We start from the raw sequence: 20,416 nt of genomic DNA on the forward strand, positions 1-20,416 counted from the left end.
TTTTGGTTGTATTAAATTAATCGTTCCGTCGGGTAGCACTGGTGTGCCATGGGGGACGGGCTCCAGCCATACTGCGGTCTGGAGCCTCGATTCAAAGCCGATAGACCGCGTCTTTGAATCGCCCCGCAAGATTGGCGTAGGTTCATCCGCCAATCTTACCGACACGGCACACCAGCACTACCCGACGTCACTAGGAGTAACTTTGCTATTGCTATTCCTGTCAGATAACCGGAATAGCTTGGCTTCTATTTGTCTTGATATAGCAGCAAGTGCTGCCAAAAATTATCGTTCAGTTTTTAATTATTTTACTAGTGGTTACGAGTTTTAGTGCAATTGACCTAGTGATGATGTTTTTTCATTGGTCAAAGAGTATCAATTTCATCCGCCTGATCAAACTCCGTTGGCCGCGGTGCGACGACGCTCACTTGTCGGCCATCAAACGGTAAGACTAAGTGGATTTTAATGGCGTGCAACAGTAGCCGGGGCGCATTTGCGGCTTGCGCGTCGTATAGTGGATCGCCAATAATGGGATGCTGACTGGCCGCGAGGTGCACCCGTAATTGGTGGGTCCGACCAGTATGGAGCTCAAGCTGAACTAGGGACTGGTGAGCCGTTGTTTGCAAGACTTGGTAGTCGGTCAAAGCGGGTTGGGCATCCGGGGTATTGACCCAGCGTTTGCGCTTGTCCGTTTGATCACGGCCGATTGGTGCTGTGAAATGACCAGTGGGGGAATCAAAGTGTCCCCGGACCCAAGCTAAGTAAGTGCGGTGAATCTGTTTTTCACTAATTAAGCGGTCCAAGATTGGCACGACTACTGGGTTTAGCGCAACAATCATTGCGCCGGAGGTCATCTGGTCTAATCGGTGGACCATGTAAGGTGCGCCCGTTTCTTCAGGGAGCATGGCTGCTAGAAAATTGAGTAAGGAGCCAACTTCACCAGGTTGATTAGGATGTGATTTGATGCCTGCGGGTTTATTAACGACGAGTAGGTCGTGGTTTTGAAATAAAATATCAACCACACGGGATGTGTCTGGCAAGTAGCTTGAGACGGGTGTTCGAAAGTCGCTAGGGACAAAATCGAGTCGCAGTTGGTCTCCTAAGTCGACGGGACTCGCAACGGAAGCGGCCGTTCCATTCAGCCAAATCCGCCGATTTTGACGCAGCTGTCCCTGAATCCGTTTCGGAATCAGCCAGGCCTTTAGACAGTCACGAACAGTCCGGTGGGCTAAATTAGCCGGAATTATTAGATTAAAAGTCCAGTGCATTGGCAATCGACCTTTCTTTCGAAAATTAGGCTTATGTTTGATACTAGAAAAAAAGTTTGAGACGGGTGTCTCAAACTTTTTTTGATGTTTTTATTAACATAATTATGCTTGGGCTGGTTTAACGATTAAAACGTCACAAACCGCATTACGGCTAACGTAAGTCGTGACTGAACCGACCATTAAGCGTTCAACCGCTGAAAGACCAGTTGAACCAATCATGATGAGCTGATTATGATGATCAGCTGGGAATTCCCGCGCGATAACCGTCTTAGGATTACCAAAACGAATGTGCATGTCAACATCGGTGACACCGGCATCGATTGCGCGTTGTTTTAGTTCTTCTAGCCGCTTCTGTACGTCTTCAGATAATTTATAAATAACGTCGCCACTCACCGCGCCACCGTACGTGTCACTGAACTGGTTGACTTCTAGCACGTTGAGAATGTCGAGATGGGTCTTGTTCCGTTTCGCAACTTCAATGCCGCGTCTTAAAACTTCTTCAGTGGCTTTGGAGCCATCAACTGGTACCAAGATATTTTGATATTGTTGTAGCATTATGGTTACCCCCGTTTGATATGGCTAATATTACATTTATTTTAGCATTAAATCGGATGCCTGTAAGTCTTTTAGACCAGAGATTCTGTAAACTAGCATAAAAAATATGAAAATTTATAACTAGTAATTTTATTTTTGAGATCTAATTTAACTTTTTGGTTACAAATAATTGTGCCTACTCAACTATTTTAAAAAGGACTGTAATATTTTTAAAATCGATTATATCAAATAAATTATATAAAGAAACTAGCTGATTTCTTACTAATAAGCGCATATTTTTAGAATATCAATAAACCGATAAACGGATGATATTAATTTTTAGCTAATGACATTATAGACACGGTGTTAACAAATGTAAAAAATGTAATATAAATAAAACAATATGTAAATATGTGGTTTGAAGATGATAAGTTAGAATGATACCATAACGGTGTAGTTTAGGGATTGTACTAAAAAGGGTTTAACAGGTTTGGGTTTTAAAGTTAACTGTTGTTGGGAAAGTCAGATTTTACAGAAAGTTTGGGGACTTAGAATTGAAAATGGGAATGACTAAAATTGTTGCTTCTCTTATGTTAAGCACTGCCTTACTGCCAGCGATGCTCAGTAAAGCGGATACGACGACTAAACCGGTAAATAATCAAGAAACGGTTGAGCCGGTAACAGAAACAACTCATGAATCCACGGCTACTGGAACGGCCAACCAAACACGTCTTGTAACCACTACGCTAGGCCAGCAAACGACTGGTTCACAAGCAAGTAGTCAAGCTACTAGCGAAACACAGTCGAACGTTGCCAAAAGTGCTGAGGGAACTAGTGCAACCAGTGCAAGTAGCGCAAAGCCTGCAACTAGTGCAGAGACGCCAGCTAGTCAGGTTAGTTCCAGTTCCGTAAGTAAATCAGAGGCAGCTGCTGGTAGCGATACTCAAATTAAAGCTTCGGCACCAACTAGTTTGGCTAACAACGCTGAAAGCTTAGCAGCGAGCGCCACAGCAAGCACGGCGGCTAGTGCCGCAGCGGTAAGTACAGCGGCTAGTGAAAAGGCAAGTAAGGAAGCAAGCGCAGCGGCAAGTACAGCAGCTAGCGTCGCAGCCAGTGCTGCTAGTGTGGCAAATGCAAACAGTGCCGTGGCAACTGAAAGCGCCGTCGCTAGTGTTGCCAGTCATGCGGTAGTACCAGAAGCTGAAACTTTGGTTACGGCACCAGCGGCCGCTAAGCCAGCACCACAACCAGAAGTTTTTGTGGCTGAAGCTGATCGGGTGACGGCCCGGGTCAGTCCACAGCAATATTTTTTAGATGAAATTAAAGCTGGCGCTATTGCAGGTTGGCATAAATATCAAGTGTTACCTTCAGTTACCGCTGCCCAAGCGATTTTGGAAAGTGGCTGGGGTGGTTCAAGATTAGCGCAAGACGGGAATAACCTGTTTGGCATCAAAGGCTCATACCACGGCCAATCGATTGACTTTTATACGCAAGAATGGGATGGCCATCAATACATTACGGTCAGAGCTGCCTTCCGGAAGTATCCAAATTGGTCAGCTAGTGTTGAAGATCACGGGGCCTTCTTGGTTGAAAATCCACGTTACAAGAACTTATTAGGCGTCACGGATTATCGGCGTGTAACAGCGTTATTACAACAAGATGGTTACGCAACGGACCCACATTATGCTAGTCAATTAATCAGCATCATTCACAGCAATTATTTACAAGATTGGGATAGCGAAGCACTAGGCGGTCAGCCTGGTCAAAATAATGGCAACCAGGGTCAAGTTACACCTGAAAGTGGGCGTTATACGTTTACACAAGCAACGCCTATTCACAACACGACCGATAAGAATTCGGCCGTAGTGGGAACCTACGAGGCGGGCGACTCCGTTTATTACAACGCTAAAGTGAACACAAATGGGCAAACGTGGCTACAATACTTATCTTATTCGGGCATGAACCATTATGTCATGATTAAGGACGCCACTCCAGCACCTGCGCCGGCACCAGCTCCAGGTCCAGTTGCACCAACGACGCCAAGCAATCCGGTACCAAGCACCGGTTCATACACCTTTACGGTTAATACTAATATTCGTAACGGTGCTTCAAAGGGTGCGGCGATTGCTGGACACTATGACGCAGGGCAAAAGGTTAACTATAATGGCACCGTGCAAGCTGATGGGCTGACTTGGTTACGCTACGTTTCTTACTCTGGTGCGACGCATTACGTGGCAACCAGTGGGGATGACGTGGTTGCAGCACCAAAGCCAGAAGTCCAAAACGTTTCGGGATATTACCAATTTACACAAAACACGGCAATTAAGAGTGCGGCGGATAACAATTCCAACACGGTTGGCACTTACGGTGCGGGCGAACGCGTTTATTACAATGCTAAAGTCACGGTCGGTGGTCAAACTTGGTTACGCTACGTTGCTTATTCAGGTGCAACGCACTATGTTCAAGTCACGCCAGCCAACGTTGGCCCCAACCTTAGTCAAGCCGTAGTGACACCCGCAACGGGGGCTTACCACTTTACGCAAACGACCGCCATTAAGAATGCGGCAGATCGCAATTCAGCAACGGTTGGAACGTATTACGCTGGTGACACGGTTTATTACAATGCTAAGGTCACCGCTAATGGTCAGACCTGGTTACGGTATCAATCTTATTCTGGTGCTAGCCACTACGTTGAGGTCGGTGCGGTAACGAGTCAGGCAGATCGGATTACGCCACAAAAGGGCAGTTTCCGGTTTACCACAACGACTAATATTCGCACGGCACCAACGACGCGGGCAGGAATTGTCGGTGAATATTTCACGGGTGACGTCGTCTATTATGACGGTACCGTTAAAGCCGAAGGATACACTTGGTTACGATACTTGAGCCGTAGTGGTGCAATCCACTATGTTGCAGTTATCCGGTAAGCAAGTAAGTTGTCTTATCCGTCCGGTGGTTTTATAATTTAGGTAGTAAAATAGATGGCGATTACGACCGCCATTAACTTCAGACAACCTGGTTGGCATGTGCTGGCCGGGTTGTTTTTTGACCGTCATTGCAATCGCTTACATTGTGTGCTATATTGGGCTTATCGGAAGAATCTCAGGTCAGTATCAAACGTTACCCTATTGTTGTAACAAACCCGTCAAGTGATAGCTAGTGCAGTATACAGCGTTTCCGCTAATTTCGGATAACTGGCTGGCCAAACTCCATCTATTGATGGCACGGATTATCCACGGAGAGCGGGTTGCCGCCAATCAGAACGTTCATGGATGTGGATTGTGGATCAATGGTGTTTGAGGAATGAAGAATTCCACACGAAATTTTGAATGATTCTTCCAAAACGGGGCTCACATTGTGGGTCCTTTTTTATGCCTTGTTGTATGATTAGGGTAATTTAAAGCTGAGGAGCTGAGTCTATGTATTACGTTGCAATGAAGGATCACGAAATCGGTCGCAACTTAGCCACCGAACAGTATTTAATGAACAATGTTGATTTTGATGAACCGTTAGTTTTGTTTTATTACGAAGAACCTTGCATTATTGTTGGGCGTAATCAAAATACGTTGGAAGAAATTAACGCGGACTATGTGCGTGACCATCACATTCAAGTGACCCGGCGATTGTCTGGTGGGGGTGCGGTGTACCAAGACCTTGGTAACCTTTGCTTTAGCTTTGTCGTTGATAGTGATAGCCAAGAATTTGGTGATTTTAAGACGTTTACGAAGCCAATCATTGATGCCTTGCACGACATGGGCGCAACCACTGCGACGGTCAGCGGACGTAATGACCTATTAGTTGACGGTAAGAAATTCTCTGGCAATGCGATGTATTCCAGAAATGGCAAGACGTTCTCACACGGGACGTTGATGCTCAACGTGGACTTAGACGTTGTCCCCCAAGCTTTGACTGTTCCAACCGATAAAATTGCGTCAAAGGGCATTAAGTCCGTTCGGAGTCGGGTTACCAATTTGCGGCCGTACTTGGCGCCTGAGTATCAAGCAATCACCGTTCCAGAATTTCAAGATGCTTTATTGAAAGAACTTTTCCACGTGGATTCACTCGATCAGATTGCTGATAAGGAATACCACGTCGCGCCTGAACAACAAAAGGCTATTGATAAAATTTACGAAGACTATTATGCTAATTGGGATTGGGTTTACGGAAAATCACCCGAATTCTCCGTCAAGCGCCGTAAGCATTTTGACATGGGGACAATTGATGCCCGCTTGTCAGTGCACGATGGGCGTATTCAGAACATAAAATTTTACGGTGATTTCTTCGGTAGTGGGGATGTCCACGACGTCGAAGAGGCGTTGACCGGAGTCCGGTATGATCATGATGTGATTGCTGAAAAGTTGGCAGCGCTTGATTTGAACCAGTACTTTACCGGTATTCCCCGGACAGACATTATTGATTTAATCGCCCAATAACGGGAGTGATTTGTTGAAACTGACTCGCTTAGTCGCATTTGCGTTTGTTTCCTTTTTTTGTTACGGTATCGTCAATTGGATGATGTCGACCAGCCATTTTCACTTACAAGCTAAACTAATTTCTTTACCAGAAATGTGGCAGGGACTCTTAATTGCGTTAGTCCTCTATTTTGTGGGAATTTTAGCCGTGTATTTAAACCGAATGCTCGGTTTTTACGTCCTCGGAATCGTTATCCTGATTTACTCATTGGGGCTAGTCAACGCCCTAATGTCGGGGTATCAAAGTACGGCTGGAATGGAAATTAAGTTGTTATTGGAAGTCATTGGCGCGATTGGGTTGGGGATTAACTTCTACACGCTCGTCTTATTGACACGCTGGCGACATAAAACTAACTAAACGAGGGATAACATGCAACGAAACGTACAAGCATTTATTGATGATGTCACTGCTGAGAAGCTTAGTGTAACGACTTTGGAAGGAAAATATGAGACGTTGACGAAGCAAGTGCAACCGTGGCTGACGAACTTTTTGAAGGATGTGGCCGCTGATCAGCTTGCACAGGCAACGCTGACGACCACTCACGAGCCCGCTGTGAGCTTTCGCTTAGAGACGAGTGTCATTAACCTTCCTTTGGCTAACTTGACGGAAATCGGCAAAGTAACGGATGCTGACAAAACGATGCCAATCCGGCTATACATGATTGCGGAATCGGAAGCATTGCCTTCAGGATTACGAATTGATGAGCTCGGTACGGCCGATGACGTCTTGGCTGATCAGGACGGCGCTGCCAAGTTATTGACAACGTGGCTTGACTCACAAATGGAACGATTAAACCAAATCACCGAAGCGGATGCCTAGGTGAAAGTTTTACAAAATATCAATGATATCTTTACAGTGATTCGGTATGATAGCTTCATGATATGGAGCCAAGCCAAATCATTGTGCCTGATGGTCGTCACCCAATTAGCCGCGTGTTAATGAGGTGGCGATTTTTTTGATTAGCTTGCAATTGGTGACCAAAGATGATAGGGTAGTGAATGCGATGAGTCGATAAAGTCAGATTTCCAGCAATGGAAGTTCCGCGCGAGCGGCTAGTGACTAATTATTGATAGCGGGGCACGTTTCTCTGACGTATTTCAGAGTGCTTGGGTCACTGATATTGTGGAATGTCACCCCCACTGGTTTACCAGTGCCGTGATGAAGCGTTCGGATTAATTTTCGGACGCTTTTTTTGTTGTACTGAAATGTTAAGTTTTTTGTTTAACTCAGGTAATCGTTGGTAAAATGACCACAGGTAGCGTATTGTTAAGTTAGCATCAAAACTATTAATTTTTGGGGAGTTGATTAGTTATGAAAAAGGTGTTAGTTAGCAGTATCGTGGTCGCTGGCCTCGCTGTTATAGGTGGCGGTGCGTATCTCTGGCCTAAGAGTGACCATGTGTCTTCGACACAGTCAGCGGTGAGCTCATCGGTTGTGACTAGTAGTAAAGCTAGCAGCAAGGCTGCGGCTGAAAAAGATAGTTCAAAAGCCAATGATAGTAGTAGCACGGAAAAGTCCAAGACTAGCAGTGGGGAAAGTACTAGTAGTGAAAGTAAATCCACAACCACTGCCTCTAGTAAGTCGGCTTCAACGGCTGCGACGAGTTCGTCACAATCCGGTACTACGGCGACCAGTTCAACGGCTGGGCGTAATTTAACAACGACGCAGGTCAATAATTGGGCCTGGGCACAAGTTGAGAAGCAGTACCAAGGTGCTAGTGTCACTAAAGATGATTTTCTTTTCCAACAATATCAGCGGTCAGGTTTAGTTTACGTTGACGTTTATGAAAATAGTAGTACTGAAGCGGATCACTTGGCTGGTCGGTTCCGTGTTAACGCGCAGGGAAGCTTGGAACAACAATCCCTTTCAAACGGTAGCACTTGGCGCGTGGTCGCAACCAGTCCGTCTAATTAAAGAAATCGTGAAGGCTCTTTGAGGTTAATGAGTCCTTCGGCAATCAGAACGTCCCACATATCCGGGACGTTCTTTGTAACGAGTTCCGGTAAGCGCCTTCTTGAAAAGTACCTCTAATTACGGCATACTAGAATGGTTAATCTAATTGAACGTGAAATTGAGGTGCGTTGGAATGGCAACGGAGAAAAAGAAAGTTAAACATGAAATATATGATGAAAAAGATAAGCGTCTCGGACGCCGAATTCTAGTTATTTTTAAGTGGGTCGCCTTAGTTGCAGCCATTATTGGCCCGTTTGTTTATATGTTCAATCATAGTTGGGGCTTAGACCTTGGCACGCTAGCTGTATTGTGTGGTGGGGGTTACTTGTGTTTTGGACCACGGGGCCGAACTGCGGGTGGTCAGTGGATTGCCTTACTAGAAACGCTCGGACTCGCGGTAGTTATATTGGTGTACTTCCTCGTGATTATTAAGTACATTCATTTCTAAGCTAGATGTAAATTAGAAAAGGACTTGAGTAACGTCAGTGAACGTTCTCAAGTCCTTTTTGAATGCTTAAATTTACGACGGATTTTCCTGGTAAACTTCGTGTTTTTCAGCTTCTTCCATATTGGAAGGCACAATCGTATCGACTTTATGGTTAATCAAAACGTCAGCGTAGTGATCGACCTTGTGATTGATGGTTTTGAGATGATTTTGGAGATCATTGATCTCGTCTAAGGTCCGACGCTGCTGGACTTTCATCATTTCATAGCGTTCAGGAACTGTCTGTTCACCTTCCTGAACAAGCTTTAAGTAGTGTTGGATCCGTTCGACGGGCATCCCAGTTGAACGCAGGCAAATAATCAGGTTTAACCATTCGAGATCGACGTCTTCAAAGACCCGGTTGTTGTTTTCGTCACGCTTGACGAAGGGGAGCATGCCATGGTCATGGTAGTACCGGATACTGTAAGTAGAAATTGCCATTTTTTTAGCAACTTCTTGAATTGTATAGGACAATTTTAGTTCCTCCTAAAGGTGTCAATCAACCTTTTGATTGTCAATTTAAATTGAATCGTTATTGTTAGTCTAATCATCAATACTTTGCTTGTAAACAGATTTGCCCGTATGAATAGTAAAAAAGGTTGAGCTTTTTAGGTTGCCTTACAGTTACCGTAAGGTGTTAAGCTGGGCTGTAAACTTGAGGGAGGGATAACGGTGCGTAAATACACAGTACAACTGACGGGGCATGATTTCGAACCAGCGGAAACGTGGCAACTAGATCCCACAGCGGCCGTAGCGACGGTTCAGAGTAGTGCGGATTACGACTTACTGGTCTGGGACCCGGATGACGAGACGTGTGAGATTTATCCACAGGAAACGTTGGCGGCGTTGAGTGACCGGTTAGCCCATACGGCTTATTCGCGGTTACTCGATCAGATTGCCCAAGTCGTCAGCCAGCAAGGCGTTCAAATCATACCGGGACTGCGTCGGCAATGGTACTTGGTAGGTGATCTAGCCGTGTTGGAACACACATCGTTAATTAACGTAGCGGCGGCCTTATTGAGTTTAACGGTTCAGGCCCTCAAAACTGAAACGGCCAGTTATCACTCCAGCGCAGTTCGCTTACGGGGGTTGGCGGATCAAGCGCGATGCTGGTTGATGGCTGCGCAAGTCACGTCGCTACAATTAGTAGCATCGCCTAAACCCTTAACAACCTTACTGCAGTATTTATTAGACCAAGCAAACGCATTGGATGCGTGCCATGCTGGTGGGCGTTCGCGGGCGTGGCAGCTCGCCAACGACGCGGAAGCCTTAAGTAAAGAGGCCGTTCACCCGACCCAATTTCAGACCAACAGTGCGTGGACGTTGATTCGTGCGGCGGCGTTAGAACATTATGATCAATAATGAAAATAAAGCAGTGGTCTGGCTTGACGCCTTATTTATGATTAGAGTAGAATGAGAATATAATTAAAATACATGTTGATGAGAAGAGTAGCTTAAAGATAATCGTACAGGGAGCCGTGTTAAGTGGAAAACGGTCGGTTATATTTTTGCGAAGATGAACTCGGAATGCCTAGTGGCGGTCGTTGGGCTGCGCTAGCGGCACTGGCCGATACCCCAGTAAGTTGGAAACAACTTAGTGAGTTTAGCGGGGTGACCCGTTATTGAACTTGGGTGGTCACACGAAGCCGTCGTCCCATGAAGGACGGGGGCTTTTTTTGTGTAGCCGGAGATTGGCTGAGCCGATTTTAATGAACTAAAAAACATAAGAGAAAACTGAGCGAGGGTGATTGATATGACAAATTCTAATGAAAAATGGCACATTGAAACGTTGTTAGCACAAGCTGGAAATCGAACGGATGACGTCAAAACGGGGGCGATTTCTGCCCCGATTTACTTGTCCACCGCGTACCGGCATGCTGGATTAGGGCAGTCGACGGGGTTTGATTATCCAAGGGAAGCGCAACCGACACGTGGCGTGTTGGAAGCAACGCTAGCACAAATGGAACACGGGGTAGCGGCTTACGCATTGACTTCCGGGATGGCCGCTATTCAACTAGTCTTTACGCTATTTCATAGTGGGGATAAAATTATTATTTCAGATGATTTGTACGGTGGCTCTTACCGGTTCTTTGACTTGTTACACGATCACTACCATTTAACGTTTGCGGTTTGGGATGGACAGGATCAGAGTGAACTAGCGGCGTTGATTGACGAGCAGACGGCCGCACTCTGGTTAGAAACACCTTCCAATCCCACGATGAAGGTCATCGATCTTCAAAAAACCGCGGCGACAACGCACGCACACCACATTAAGCTCATTGTGGATAACACTTTTTACACGCCGCTAATTCAAAAACCCCTCGATTTAGGCGCCGATATCGTGGTTCATTCAGCGACAAAGTACCTTGCTGGGCATAACGATATTTTAGCGGGCGCGGTAGTTGCTAAGCATCAAGAAGACGCCAAGCAATTAGAATTTAACCTAGTTACAACGGGGGCCGTGCTTGATCCGTTCGATGCGTGGCTACTATTAAGAAGTCTTAAGACGTTGCCGCTCCGCTTACACCAACACGAAGCGAATGCGCAGGCACTGGTCAAATTTTTAACGGCTAATCAGTACGTGGAACGGGTCTTGTACCCTGGACGGGGCGGCATGATCAGCTTTTACTTAGCGGCGGGGACCGATGTTGATCAGTTCTTGCAAGCATTAAAGGTCGTCTCATTTGCCGAAAGCTTAGGTGGTGTCGAGAGTTTGGTCACGGTGCCAGCGGTTCAGACGCACGCGGATCTAAGTCCAGAACAACGGGCGGCTAAGGGCATTACAGCGAACTTATTACGGCTGTCGGTCGGAATTGAAAACGTAGCGGACCTTCAGGCCGATTTACAGCAGGCGCTTGAAAAAGCACAAAAGTAAGCCAAAACACTTTACTTACTTTTAGTATGTGTTAAACTATGGTTAATAATTAAATTGGAGGCATTGAAATGGCAACAGCAACTTTAAGTGACGCGGAAATCCGCGAACGCATTAAAACTGGCAAACACATGTTATTTTTCACGGCGGATTGGTGCCCGGATTGCGCCTTTATCAAGCCAGTGATGCCTCAAATCGAAGCTAAATATGATCAATATGATTGGATCACGGTTGACCGCGATGCTAATATTGAAATCGCACAAGATATGGGTGTCATGGGGATTCCTAGTTTTGTCGGTATTGAAGATGGTCAAGAAACTGGTCGTTACGTCGACAAGTTCCGTAAGACCCAGAAACAAGTTGAAGATTTCTTAGATACCTTAGAAAAGTAAGGTTTAACAAAGCGTTAATTATCGGGAAGCGAACCGGTAATTAACGTTTTTTGATTGGTTTGCGAGTCGTTCTCTGCTAAAATATGAACTATTAATCTTGAAAATGGTGATAAACATGACAACCAATGTATTTGAAGACGTGATCGTTCGGACCACGAAAATTGCGGATTTACCGGTATTACACGTGTTTGCGGCTAGTCAGGCCCAAACTAAGCTACCAACCGTTATTGACTATCACGGGTGGACAACGCAGACGTCGTCTGAATTGGTCGCAAGTTATGATTTAGTGCGGCGCGGCTTTCGCGTGATTTTACCCACGGCTTACCTGCATGGCAGTCGTAACGATGGTGTTGACTTAGATCGACACCCAGAACATTTTTGGTCAATTGTTGGCCACTCAGTCGCAGAGTTTCCCAAATTGGTCGATGCACTGGTGAACGCGGGCATTACCGACCCTGAAAAGGTCGGTGTGATGGGGACGTCTATGGGTGGCATTACCGCTGCCGGCATCATGGCCACTCAGGCCAGCGTTATGGCTGGCATTTCCCTAATTGGGTCACCGGAACCAGTCGCTTTTGCGAAGGACCAAGTGGCGCAGATCCCGGCCGAGTTAAAATCCCAATTACCAGCGGACCTGTTAATGAAAACCTATGATCAGATTGGCCAATTTGACCTGTCACAACACGTGGACCGGTTGAACGGTCGCCCGATGTTCTTCTTTAACGGGACGGCGGATCAGATGGTGCCGTATAAGTACGTGGCTGATTTTCAGAAACGGTATCAAGATGACGCTGCCTTAGCACAGACGGTGTTTAAACGTGCGGATGGTGGCGTGCATCACGTGCCTCATCGGATGCATGAAGCGGCCGTTGATTTTTTGGCGACGCATTTGTTGGATTAAGTTGACATTAAAAATTTTTTTTAATAACGAGTTAGGGACAAAACTCAAAAAGTCAATCAGGAAAATTTCTGGTTGGCTTTTCCTATTGCTATGGTTGAAACGTGGACCAAAAGGCAGTTTGTTCCGCTTAACCCGAAATCAGCAACTATTCCAAACCCAGGAATAATCGCTGATTTCACGTTAATGCTCGCAAGCTAGCCGCCTTTTGGCCCACTCTCTTCATACTAAAAAGCTATTGATTCCTATGAAAGATAGGCATTTTACATTGTTACGGGTGCCCCTTATACTGAATTCAAAACTTATAGGGGATGGACAAACATGTTTGCACCACAAATAGATGCGCAGCGACATCAACGGTCAATACGTAATCAACGGCTCGTTCAGAAACTCAATGACCAGCCACACGATGTCGCGGAAACACGAGCGCTGGTGAGTGAGATTACGGGGCAATCGTTAGACGAGTCGGTCGAGATTCGACTACCGTTTTATACCGACTTTGGTGCTAATATCAAAATGGGAAAACGGGTCTACGTTAGCAATAACGTGATGTTTACCGATTTGGGTGGCATCACTCTGGCCGACGATGTCTTGATTGGTCCCGGCGCCAGCCTAATTACGGTCAATCATCAATCTGATCCGGAACATCGCCACGATTTGGACTTGAAACCCATTCAGGTGGAAAAACGTGCCTGGATCGGCGCCAAGGCTTTGATCTTGCCGGGGGTGACCATTGGTGAAAACGCCATCGTGGGCGCCGGTGCCGTTGTGACTAAATCCGTGGCGGCCAATACCGTAGTGGCAGGGGTTCCTGCCCGGGTCATTAAAACGTTATAACTTAGAATGTAAAAAACGTGCCACAGAATTTTGATTTCTGTGGCACGTTTTTTACTATGAACTAATGAATGAGATACACTTGGTCGTGAATCAGGTCGAATGGCCGGTAGTGGCGGTTAAGTTGTTCAACGGCCTCGCCGGATTGATAATCCGCGTGATCCCAAAATTGCTTGGAACCCGTGGCCCCGTACTTTTCACCGATACAAATCAACGTGATGTCAGTTTCACTAGCCCGAATGGCTTGTAGCAGCTCCCAATCAATGGTCAATTTATCCGGTGACCACGCCATGATGACGTATTTAACTTGTTCGGCGTATTTTTTAAAGGCACTGATGGCATCTAACGGCTCGATGGCGGTCACTGGCTGACGGCCGGTCTGATTATTGGCTTCGTGCGTCCAAGCTTTAGAATCCGTCGTGTAGATGGTCTGGGAAGGATGCAAACGGCGGAGTCCTTTAGAAACGTAGCCGTTACCAGCCATCACTTCCAAAACGGGGGCGTCCCCGACAAAATCAGCCAAATCTTTTAAGAACGGGGCACTGATATAAGCCCACATACCATATTTATCCTCGACGTAGTCCCGAAAGTCGCGCAATAACTTATCCACTTTTGGAAGGGCGTCAGAAAGGCGTTCCCATTCAGCGTCGCCGGCAGGGTCCCCGATGGCGTAGCTCTGATTGATCCGGGCAAAGAGCTCGTCTTGGAAGTGGTCCGGCACTTGTAGGACGGGCAGTTGTTGCGGGGGCAGGCCGGCCGCTAACAACCGGTCACTTTCCAAAACGTTATTGATCATGACTAAAATCTTAGGATCGTCTTTGAAAAGCGTTCGGTAGCGTTGCATCTGTTCAATGTAAGGCGGGGTGGCTTGTTGTTTAACCCGCTTTTTTAATTGTTTTAATTTTTTGGGATTCATGTAAACTCCTAATCATCAAAGTGAAGGTCCAGTTCTTCTTGCCCGGTCGTATCGGGCGCTGGACGTTGTTGGCGACCGTGAAGATAACCGTTCATCAGCTGAAATAGCTCGTAACGGTCTTCACTGGTGAGCTTTTCAGCGTTAAAAGTCAGTGGTTTACCGGAGAGAAAGATGCGACCGAGATCGTATTCTTCTTGATCGGCGCGACCAGATAGGTAATCCGTTGTGACGTTAAAATACTCGGCTAACTTGCGAACTTCCAAGTAGGAAGGGGTCCGTAAATTCCGTTCCCAGTTCCCAATTTGGGCCGCCGTATTTTGACGGGTCGTAATGTCGGCGTCGGGTTGTTCATTTAAGGCGGTGGCCAATTCAGCCAGCGTCATTTTTTGTCCCCGTCGGAGGGCTCTTAAACGTTCAGGAAACATGTGATCACTTCCATTTCTTATAGTAGTGGCGCGGATAACGCCATAAATTCATCGATATCGCGTTTGATGAGTGCAACCCCCGCTTGCCAAAAGGCCGGTTTAGTTAAATCGACTCCGAGGTGTTTTTGCGCGAGTTCTTCAGTAGTCATGTTGGCAGTATCGCGAAGTAACGCAATGTAGCGCTCCTCAAAGTCGGGCTGCTGCTTAGCTTGGGCGTAGATTCCGAGGCTAAATAAATAACCAAACGTGTACGGGAAGTTGTAGAATGGCACGTCTGAAAGGTAGAAATGCAACTTGCTAGCCCAAAACATTGGGTGGTAAGTGGTTAAGGCGTTCCCGTAAGCTTCCTTTTGTGCAGCGAGCATCAGCGCGGATAACTCGTCAGGGGTGACAATTCCCCGTTTGCGTGCGTCGTAAAAGCGGGTCTCAAAGAGGAAGCGCGCCCGAATATCTAAGAACATCGCCAATGGATTCTGCATTTTAGTATCCAATAGTTGTAACTTAGTTTTAGGATCGTGAGCCGCTTTGACACTGGCGTCCGCCACGATTAACTCTGAAAAAGTCGATGCGGTTTCGGCAACGTTCATCGCGTAATCCTGCCGCCAGAGAGGCAAGTCTTTGATAACGTCAGCGTGAAAAGCATGACCTAGTTCGTGGGCCAACGTTGCGGTATCATTTGGCGAGCCCGTGAAGGTCATAAAGATGCGTGATTCTTGGGTTTCCGGCAAGTTGTCCATGTAACCGCCGGGCCGCTTGTTGGGGCGATTCTCCGCTTCAACCCAGCGATGCTCGAGGGCGTACTTAGCGAGATGGGCCATCTTAGGACTAAACTTCTGGAAGTTCGTAATCACGAAGTCAGCCGCTTGGTCATAAGTTTGACTAGTGGGCTGGCCGCCCAAGTCGAGTGGGGCTTCCACGTCTTGCCAATCAAGTTGTGATTTACCCAACAACGCTGCTTTACGTTGGAGGTAGTGCAGCAGCAAGCCCTTATCTTCAGCTACGACCTGATACATCGCATCGAGGGTCGCTTGGCTCATGCGGTTAAGTTCCAGCGGTTTTTGCAAAAAGTTCGTCAGGCCGTGTGCTTGATAGTTGGTCAGCCGGAAGCCAGCCAAGTGGTTCAAGGTATCCGCGAAGGGGGCGGCGTTTGCTTGCCAGGTGGCTTCCCAATTTTGCATTAACTGGGCGCGTTGCGCATTAGGCATCGCCGCTGCCAGCATGTTTTGGGCCTGGCCGGCAGACAATTGGTGGGTCTGCCCGTGTTCGTCGGTATAGTTGATCTTGAGCTGATTAACAAGGGTATCGTAGTGGTCACTCCAAGCCTGAAAACCGTCTAAGGACAAGTTATTGATCAGTGCCTCAGTTGAATCAGCTAAGAGATCACGCCCCTGCTCACGCATCTCTGTTAGATTGAAGGCAACGGCTTTTAATGCTGGTTGCGTTAAAATGGCTTTGAACGTTGAGTCGTCAAGATTAACCAATCCCTTTTTGAACCGATTCAGCAGGTTATCTAACTGGTTATCGAGTTGATAGAGTTGGTTTAAGATGGTCCCGGCCTGAGTGTTTTTAGCGTCGGCGGATTGGACCGCAACAACGAAAACTTCGCACTGGGCAAGGCCAGCTTGAATCTTTTGTAAGTCATTAACGATGAGAACGAACCAGTCGTTGTCGGGTGTGTCAGCGTCAGTGCGCCAATTAGTCAGCGCGGTTCTAGCTTCAGCGAGTTGCTGCGTAATTTTGGTGATTTTCGCTTGAAGCTTCGGTGAGGTGATACCACCCGGAAAAATTTGGTCTAAATCCCATGTTTCTGAATAATGCATTTTTGGACCCCCTAATCTGGTCTAGTTATCTTTAATTATAAACGTTATTATTATGGGTGTGGCGAAAATTCATCGAATATCACGTTGTAAATTCGTGAATCTTCATTTAAGGATGAAAGTGGGGAAGCACAAGTGAAAAAGTTGTGGATAACGTTAGGTATTATCATCGTTATCGTTGGTGGTGGCCTGATTGGTGCCGGCAGTTATTTTTATCACGTGGCGATTGCCCGTGGTGATAAAGGATTCATTACTCAGAGCACGCGTTTATCGAAAAAGAGTGCGGTCTACCGAGAAAAATATTGGTACTTACACGCTAAAAAACAAACTTGGAAAATTGAAACGCCCGACCATTTAAAGTTAGTCGCTTGGTACGTTCCCAAAAAAGACGCGCGTAAAACGGTCGTTTTGGCCCACGGCTTTGCGGGAAATAAATCCTTGATGGGCGCTTGGGCGGGAATGTATCACGAGCTGGGCTACAATGTGCTGGTTCCCGATTCCCGGGCGTCCGGTGATAGTCAGGGGCAGGCCGTGGGTTACGGCTGGCTGGAACGTCGCGATGATCTGCAGTGGGCTAAGACGGTCGTTAAGCGTACCCAGACGACGCAGATCGTGATGAGTGGCATTAGTATGGGCGCAGCCGGAATGACCATGGCTAGTGGTGAGCACCAGGTTCCCAAAATTAAGGCGTACGTGGTCGACAGTCCCTTTACGAGTGCGCAAGCCATCATCAGTTACCAAGCCAAGCAGATGTATCATCTGCCGGCCTTCCCATTAGTTGACGTGACGAGCATGGTGACCCAGTTGCGCGCGGGCTATAACTTCAGAGAAGCTGACGCGGTCGCCGCAATCAAAAAGAACCGGTTACCGATTATGATTATTAGTGGAACTAAGGACGACTTTGTGCCACCCCGGATGGGTAAAATGTTGTATCGCAACGCGCACCAGCCCAAAGAATTGTGGCTCGTTAAGGGTGCTGGGCACACAACGGCGATTACCCAAAATTATCAAAACTATAAACAGCACGTGGCTAGTTTCTTAGCCCAATACGTGAATTAACTAAAAAGGTTCGGCTCACTGATATCAGTGGACCGAACCTTTTTAGGTCAATCATTATTACGCTTGTTGGTAAGGCATTTGATAGGCCAATCCGGTACTATCTTTGAGCGTTTCCAAGTAGAGCGCATCTAAAGCTGCGGGACCGCTAGTGTGGGCGCGTCCCCAAGTGGCTAAGTCGTGATTGAGTTGACTAGCGACTTGGTGGTGATCAGCCACACAGTCGAGAGCTTGAGCTGCTTTTGATAATAGCTGAACCAATTCTGGGACTGCTTGAACTGCGGAATCGTTGTAGGCAACGTCAATCGCAGTGGTCAAAGCAATCGCATTTTCATTTTTAAGCATGTGCTCATCCCCTTAGTGCCAGTATAGCGCTGTCTGGGAAACAATCAAGTCAGAAATGAAAGCGCTGTCACGGAAGACGATGATTTTTTGATTGCGCAAAAATTGAACTAGTGTTATATTGTAATAGTTAAATAGAACACTAGGGAGGCGGAAGTCAGTGGAATTTGACGATAAAGTCCCAATTTATTTACAGATTAAGCAAGTCATCTACCATGAAATGGTGACGGGCAAGTTAAAGCCGGGTGATCAGCTTCCCGCAGTTCGGCAGTTGGCGCTAGATCTCACGGTAAACGTGAATACGGTCCAACGGGCACTCGGTACGATGATTGAGGAAGGGTTCTTAGTTTCACAGCGGGGTCGCGGAAACTTTGTGACCGAGGACCAACAAAAAATAGCGACGTTGAAGCAACAATTGGTACAAGACCAGCTCGTAACGGTTTATCACGAGCTCCACGCTTTAAATTTGAGCGATGATGAGATTATCACCAGCGTTCAACAGTACGTCCAGCAAAGGGGAAATCAAGATGACAGCCATATTAACGATTGAAAATTTAAAATATAACCGTAATCAGCGTCATATTTTGCATGATGTGCAGTTGACGCTGGCGGGTGGAAAAGTGGTCGGCTTACTAGGTGCAAACGGTGCCGGCAAGACGACTTTGATGCGGTTAATCACTGGAAGTGCGAAGGGGTCCGGTACTATTACGGTCAGTGGAACCAGTACACCGGTTGGCCGTAAGCAGCACGTTAGTTTTACGGATCACTTGAAGGGCTTTTCACCTAGTCAAAAAATTAGTCGCATTGAACAGTTTTACGCTGCGGTTTATCCGGATTTTGACAGTCAGCGTTATCAGGAATTGGCACAGTTTTTAGGCTTAGATGGGCAGCAAAAATTAGCCGCCTTATCAAAAGGGACCCGCGAAAAATTGATCATTGCCTTGACGTTAAGTCGCCAAGTTGACCTGTACTTACTGGATGAACCATTTAGTGGCATCGACAGTATGAGTCGTAAGAAGATCATTAATAGTATTATTCGCTGGTTACCAGACACGGCAACGCTACTAGTGAGTGACCATTACGTTTCAGAAATTGCGCCCATCTTAGATGAAATCGTCGTGGTTAAGGATCAAACGATTGCGGTGCATGAAGCAACTGAGACGATTCGGGATCACAAGCATATGGATATTGAAACGTACTATGAGCAATTATACGAAGGGGGGACTGACAATGACTAAGAGTTGGGCGTTGTTTAAGAAATTAAGTTGGCCACGGTTTGTCTTAATGAACTGGGTGGTGGCGTTTGAACTGTTGATGCTCGTCATTTCAGGCCTTTGGCAGGCTATTAGGGGTGACTTCCACGCCTATACGCCGTTCTTTACGCTCTGCGGGTTTATGATGATTCCTTTAGTGGTTAGCCTAGTCATGTTAGCTGTTAAAAATGAGCGGACGACCATGACGGAAACGTACCGGTTAATTCCTATCAGCGACTGGAAGCTTTATTTGCTTAACCTAGGAGCGTCATTGGCTAACCAAATCTACTTGTGGTTAGTTCAAGGCATTCTGTTTGGCATAACGCTCCTGATTGGTCACAATAGTTTGGAAAAAGTTTTTAACGGCGTACCAGAAGGGCTCGGCCAGCTGAATAGTGAGGTCAATTTAGTCCAATTTGGATTGACAGCGATCGTGGTCGGAATCCTGTCGCTCTTACTAATTTGGAGTACGATCAGTTTGGTTCACTTTGTGACGAACGCTGCCAGCAGCTTCTTACCACGGTTTCGTCAGAACGTCGTGAATGTGATTATTTACATCATTGTCATGGCAATTGCGATTCGGCTTGTTAGCGCCTTAATTGGTGGGCTTAGCTTCCTTTCGAGTCAGGCAATCAATGGCGGTGTGATTGATAACATGTGGGTAGGCATCGCCGTTATGGTGATTGTGACCTTAATTGAAGGGGCGCTAAACGTCTGGATTCTTTCAAAATGGGTCGAACCTAAATTAGATTAGTACCGGCAGTTATTAGAATATTGTACTTGTTAGCAGTAACTAAATTCGCTTAATGGCGCGTTTAGTTGCTGCTTTTTTGTTGGCGCTAAAAATAAATGTTGATAAAAAGATTGACAATGAGTGACAACTCACTATAATAGATTTTGTT

At 46.5% G+C, this 20,416-nt stretch carries 23 protein-coding genes; 16 read left to right on the forward strand and 7 right to left on the reverse strand.

What is annotated here, in order from left to right; genetic code table 11:
- Positions 1-362: 362 nt before the first annotated feature.
- Both AAA939_RS02155 and AAA939_RS02160 read right to left on the reverse strand, forming a co-directional pair.
- Positions 363-1,265 (reverse strand): RluA family pseudouridine synthase, encoded by a 903-nt coding sequence (locus AAA939_RS02155; RefSeq protein WP_338209811.1) that lies wholly within the window; start codon positions 1,263-1,265, stop codon positions 363-365.
- Between the two features lie 102 nt (positions 1,266-1,367).
- The gene (locus AAA939_RS02160) at positions 1,368-1,820 is read right to left on the reverse strand and encodes a universal stress protein (RefSeq protein WP_338209813.1); all 453 of its coding nucleotides are present in this window, start codon (positions 1,818-1,820) and stop codon (positions 1,368-1,370) included.
- A 539-nt stretch (positions 1,821-2,359) separates the two neighbouring features.
- Between AAA939_RS02160 and AAA939_RS02165 the strand changes: the two genes are divergently transcribed.
- The 6 genes from AAA939_RS02165 to AAA939_RS02190 all read left to right on the forward strand — a co-directional run bounded on the left by AAA939_RS02165 (position 2,360) and on the right by AAA939_RS02190 (position 8,673).
- Positions 2,360-4,726, forward strand: a complete 2,367-nt coding sequence (locus tag AAA939_RS02165) for an SH3 domain-containing protein (protein WP_338230454.1) — start codon at positions 2,360-2,362, stop codon at positions 4,724-4,726.
- Between the two features lie 492 nt (positions 4,727-5,218).
- Positions 5,219-6,232 (forward strand): lipoate--protein ligase, encoded by a 1,014-nt coding sequence (locus AAA939_RS02170; RefSeq protein ID WP_338209817.1) that lies wholly within the window; start codon positions 5,219-5,221, stop codon positions 6,230-6,232.
- 13 nt (positions 6,233-6,245) lie between these two features.
- A complete protein-coding gene (locus tag AAA939_RS02175) occupies positions 6,246-6,629 on the forward strand; it encodes a hypothetical protein (protein WP_338209819.1) in 384 nt (127 codons plus the stop codon).
- A gap of 12 nt (positions 6,630-6,641) precedes the next feature.
- On the forward strand, positions 6,642-7,091 hold the full coding sequence (locus AAA939_RS02180) for a hypothetical protein (RefSeq protein WP_338209821.1): 450 nt from the start codon (positions 6,642-6,644) through the stop codon (positions 7,089-7,091).
- Positions 7,092-7,583: 492 nt separating this feature from the next.
- Positions 7,584-8,186, forward strand: a complete 603-nt coding sequence (locus AAA939_RS02185) for a hypothetical protein (RefSeq protein WP_338209823.1) — start codon at positions 7,584-7,586, stop codon at positions 8,184-8,186.
- Positions 8,187-8,358: 172 nt separating this feature from the next.
- Positions 8,359-8,673: a hypothetical protein gene (locus AAA939_RS02190; RefSeq protein WP_338209825.1), complete on the forward strand. Its 315-nt coding sequence runs from the start codon at positions 8,359-8,361 to the stop codon at positions 8,671-8,673.
- A gap of 72 nt (positions 8,674-8,745) precedes the next feature.
- Here the strand turns inward: AAA939_RS02190 and AAA939_RS02195 are convergent, their stop codons facing one another.
- Positions 8,746-9,183 (reverse strand): MerR family transcriptional regulator, encoded by a 438-nt coding sequence (locus AAA939_RS02195; protein ID WP_338209827.1) that lies wholly within the window; start codon positions 9,181-9,183, stop codon positions 8,746-8,748.
- Positions 9,184-9,381: 198 nt separating this feature from the next.
- Between AAA939_RS02195 and AAA939_RS02200 the strand changes: the two genes are divergently transcribed.
- The 6 genes from AAA939_RS02200 to AAA939_RS02225 all read left to right on the forward strand — a co-directional run bounded on the left by AAA939_RS02200 (position 9,382) and on the right by AAA939_RS02225 (position 13,708).
- Positions 9,382-10,071 (forward strand): hypothetical protein, encoded by a 690-nt coding sequence (locus AAA939_RS02200; protein ID WP_338209828.1) that lies wholly within the window; start codon positions 9,382-9,384, stop codon positions 10,069-10,071.
- A gap of 123 nt (positions 10,072-10,194) precedes the next feature.
- Positions 10,195-10,335 (forward strand): hypothetical protein, encoded by a 141-nt coding sequence (locus AAA939_RS02205; protein WP_338209829.1) that lies wholly within the window; start codon positions 10,195-10,197, stop codon positions 10,333-10,335.
- A 127-nt stretch (positions 10,336-10,462) separates the two neighbouring features.
- Positions 10,463-11,584: an aminotransferase class I/II-fold pyridoxal phosphate-dependent enzyme gene (locus tag AAA939_RS02210; protein WP_338209830.1), complete on the forward strand. Its 1,122-nt coding sequence runs from the start codon at positions 10,463-10,465 to the stop codon at positions 11,582-11,584.
- Positions 11,585-11,652: 68 nt separating this feature from the next.
- Positions 11,653-11,973: a thioredoxin family protein gene (locus AAA939_RS02215; RefSeq protein WP_057708000.1), complete on the forward strand. Its 321-nt coding sequence runs from the start codon at positions 11,653-11,655 to the stop codon at positions 11,971-11,973.
- A gap of 115 nt (positions 11,974-12,088) precedes the next feature.
- Entirely contained in the window at positions 12,089-12,874 is a 786-nt protein-coding gene (locus tag AAA939_RS02220; protein WP_338209832.1) for an alpha/beta fold hydrolase, read from the forward strand.
- A gap of 318 nt (positions 12,875-13,192) precedes the next feature.
- Entirely contained in the window at positions 13,193-13,708 is a 516-nt protein-coding gene (locus AAA939_RS02225; RefSeq protein ID WP_338209834.1) for a DapH/DapD/GlmU-related protein, read from the forward strand.
- 61 nt (positions 13,709-13,769) lie between these two features.
- On the opposite strand, the gene AAA939_RS02230 is transcribed toward AAA939_RS02225, so the two are convergent.
- From AAA939_RS02230 to AAA939_RS02240, 3 genes are read right to left on the reverse strand one after another with little or no spacing between them, the layout of a single operon-like run.
- Positions 13,770-14,621 (reverse strand): SAM-dependent methyltransferase, encoded by an 852-nt coding sequence (locus AAA939_RS02230; RefSeq protein ID WP_338209836.1) that lies wholly within the window; start codon positions 14,619-14,621, stop codon positions 13,770-13,772.
- Between the two features lie 8 nt (positions 14,622-14,629).
- Positions 14,630-15,046 carry a helix-turn-helix domain-containing protein gene (locus tag AAA939_RS02235; protein ID WP_338209838.1) on the reverse strand — a complete coding sequence of 139 codons (417 nt, stop codon included), beginning with the start codon at positions 15,044-15,046 and terminating at the stop codon, positions 14,630-14,632.
- 17 nt (positions 15,047-15,063) lie between these two features.
- Positions 15,064-16,866 (reverse strand): M3 family oligoendopeptidase, encoded by a 1,803-nt coding sequence (locus AAA939_RS02240; RefSeq protein WP_338209839.1) that lies wholly within the window; start codon positions 16,864-16,866, stop codon positions 15,064-15,066.
- A 132-nt stretch (positions 16,867-16,998) separates the two neighbouring features.
- Between AAA939_RS02240 and AAA939_RS02245 the strand changes: the two genes are divergently transcribed.
- Complete coding sequence (locus tag AAA939_RS02245) at positions 16,999-17,922, forward strand: alpha/beta hydrolase (RefSeq protein WP_338209840.1); 924 nt, start codon at positions 16,999-17,001, stop codon at positions 17,920-17,922.
- A gap of 57 nt (positions 17,923-17,979) precedes the next feature.
- Here AAA939_RS02245 and AAA939_RS02250 read toward each other — a convergent pair whose 3' ends face one another.
- Positions 17,980-18,264 carry a bacteriocin immunity family protein gene (locus AAA939_RS02250; RefSeq protein ID WP_338209842.1) on the reverse strand — a complete coding sequence of 95 codons (285 nt, stop codon included), beginning with the start codon at positions 18,262-18,264 and terminating at the stop codon, positions 17,980-17,982.
- A 157-nt stretch (positions 18,265-18,421) separates the two neighbouring features.
- Between AAA939_RS02250 and AAA939_RS02255 the strand changes: the two genes are divergently transcribed.
- The 3 genes from AAA939_RS02255 to AAA939_RS02265 are packed head-to-tail and all read left to right on the forward strand — an operon-like array spanning position 18,422 to position 20,268.
- Positions 18,422-18,811, forward strand: coding sequence for a GntR family transcriptional regulator (locus AAA939_RS02255; RefSeq protein ID WP_338209844.1), 390 nt, complete (start codon positions 18,422-18,424; stop codon positions 18,809-18,811).
- Positions 18,789-19,499, forward strand: coding sequence for an ATP-binding cassette domain-containing protein (locus AAA939_RS02260; protein WP_338209846.1), 711 nt, complete (start codon positions 18,789-18,791; stop codon positions 19,497-19,499). The genes AAA939_RS02255 and AAA939_RS02260 overlap by 23 nt, the downstream gene beginning before the upstream one ends.
- Entirely contained in the window at positions 19,492-20,268 is a 777-nt protein-coding gene (locus AAA939_RS02265) for an ABC transporter permease (protein WP_338209847.1), read from the forward strand. Before AAA939_RS02260 ends, AAA939_RS02265 begins: the two co-directional genes overlap by 8 nt.
- The last annotated feature ends 148 nt before the right edge of the window (positions 20,269-20,416 follow it).

This window comes from Lactiplantibacillus paraxiangfangensis, from assembly GCF_036246185.1.
GTDB lineage: Bacteria > Bacillota > Bacilli > Lactobacillales > Lactobacillaceae > Lactiplantibacillus > Lactiplantibacillus paraxiangfangensis.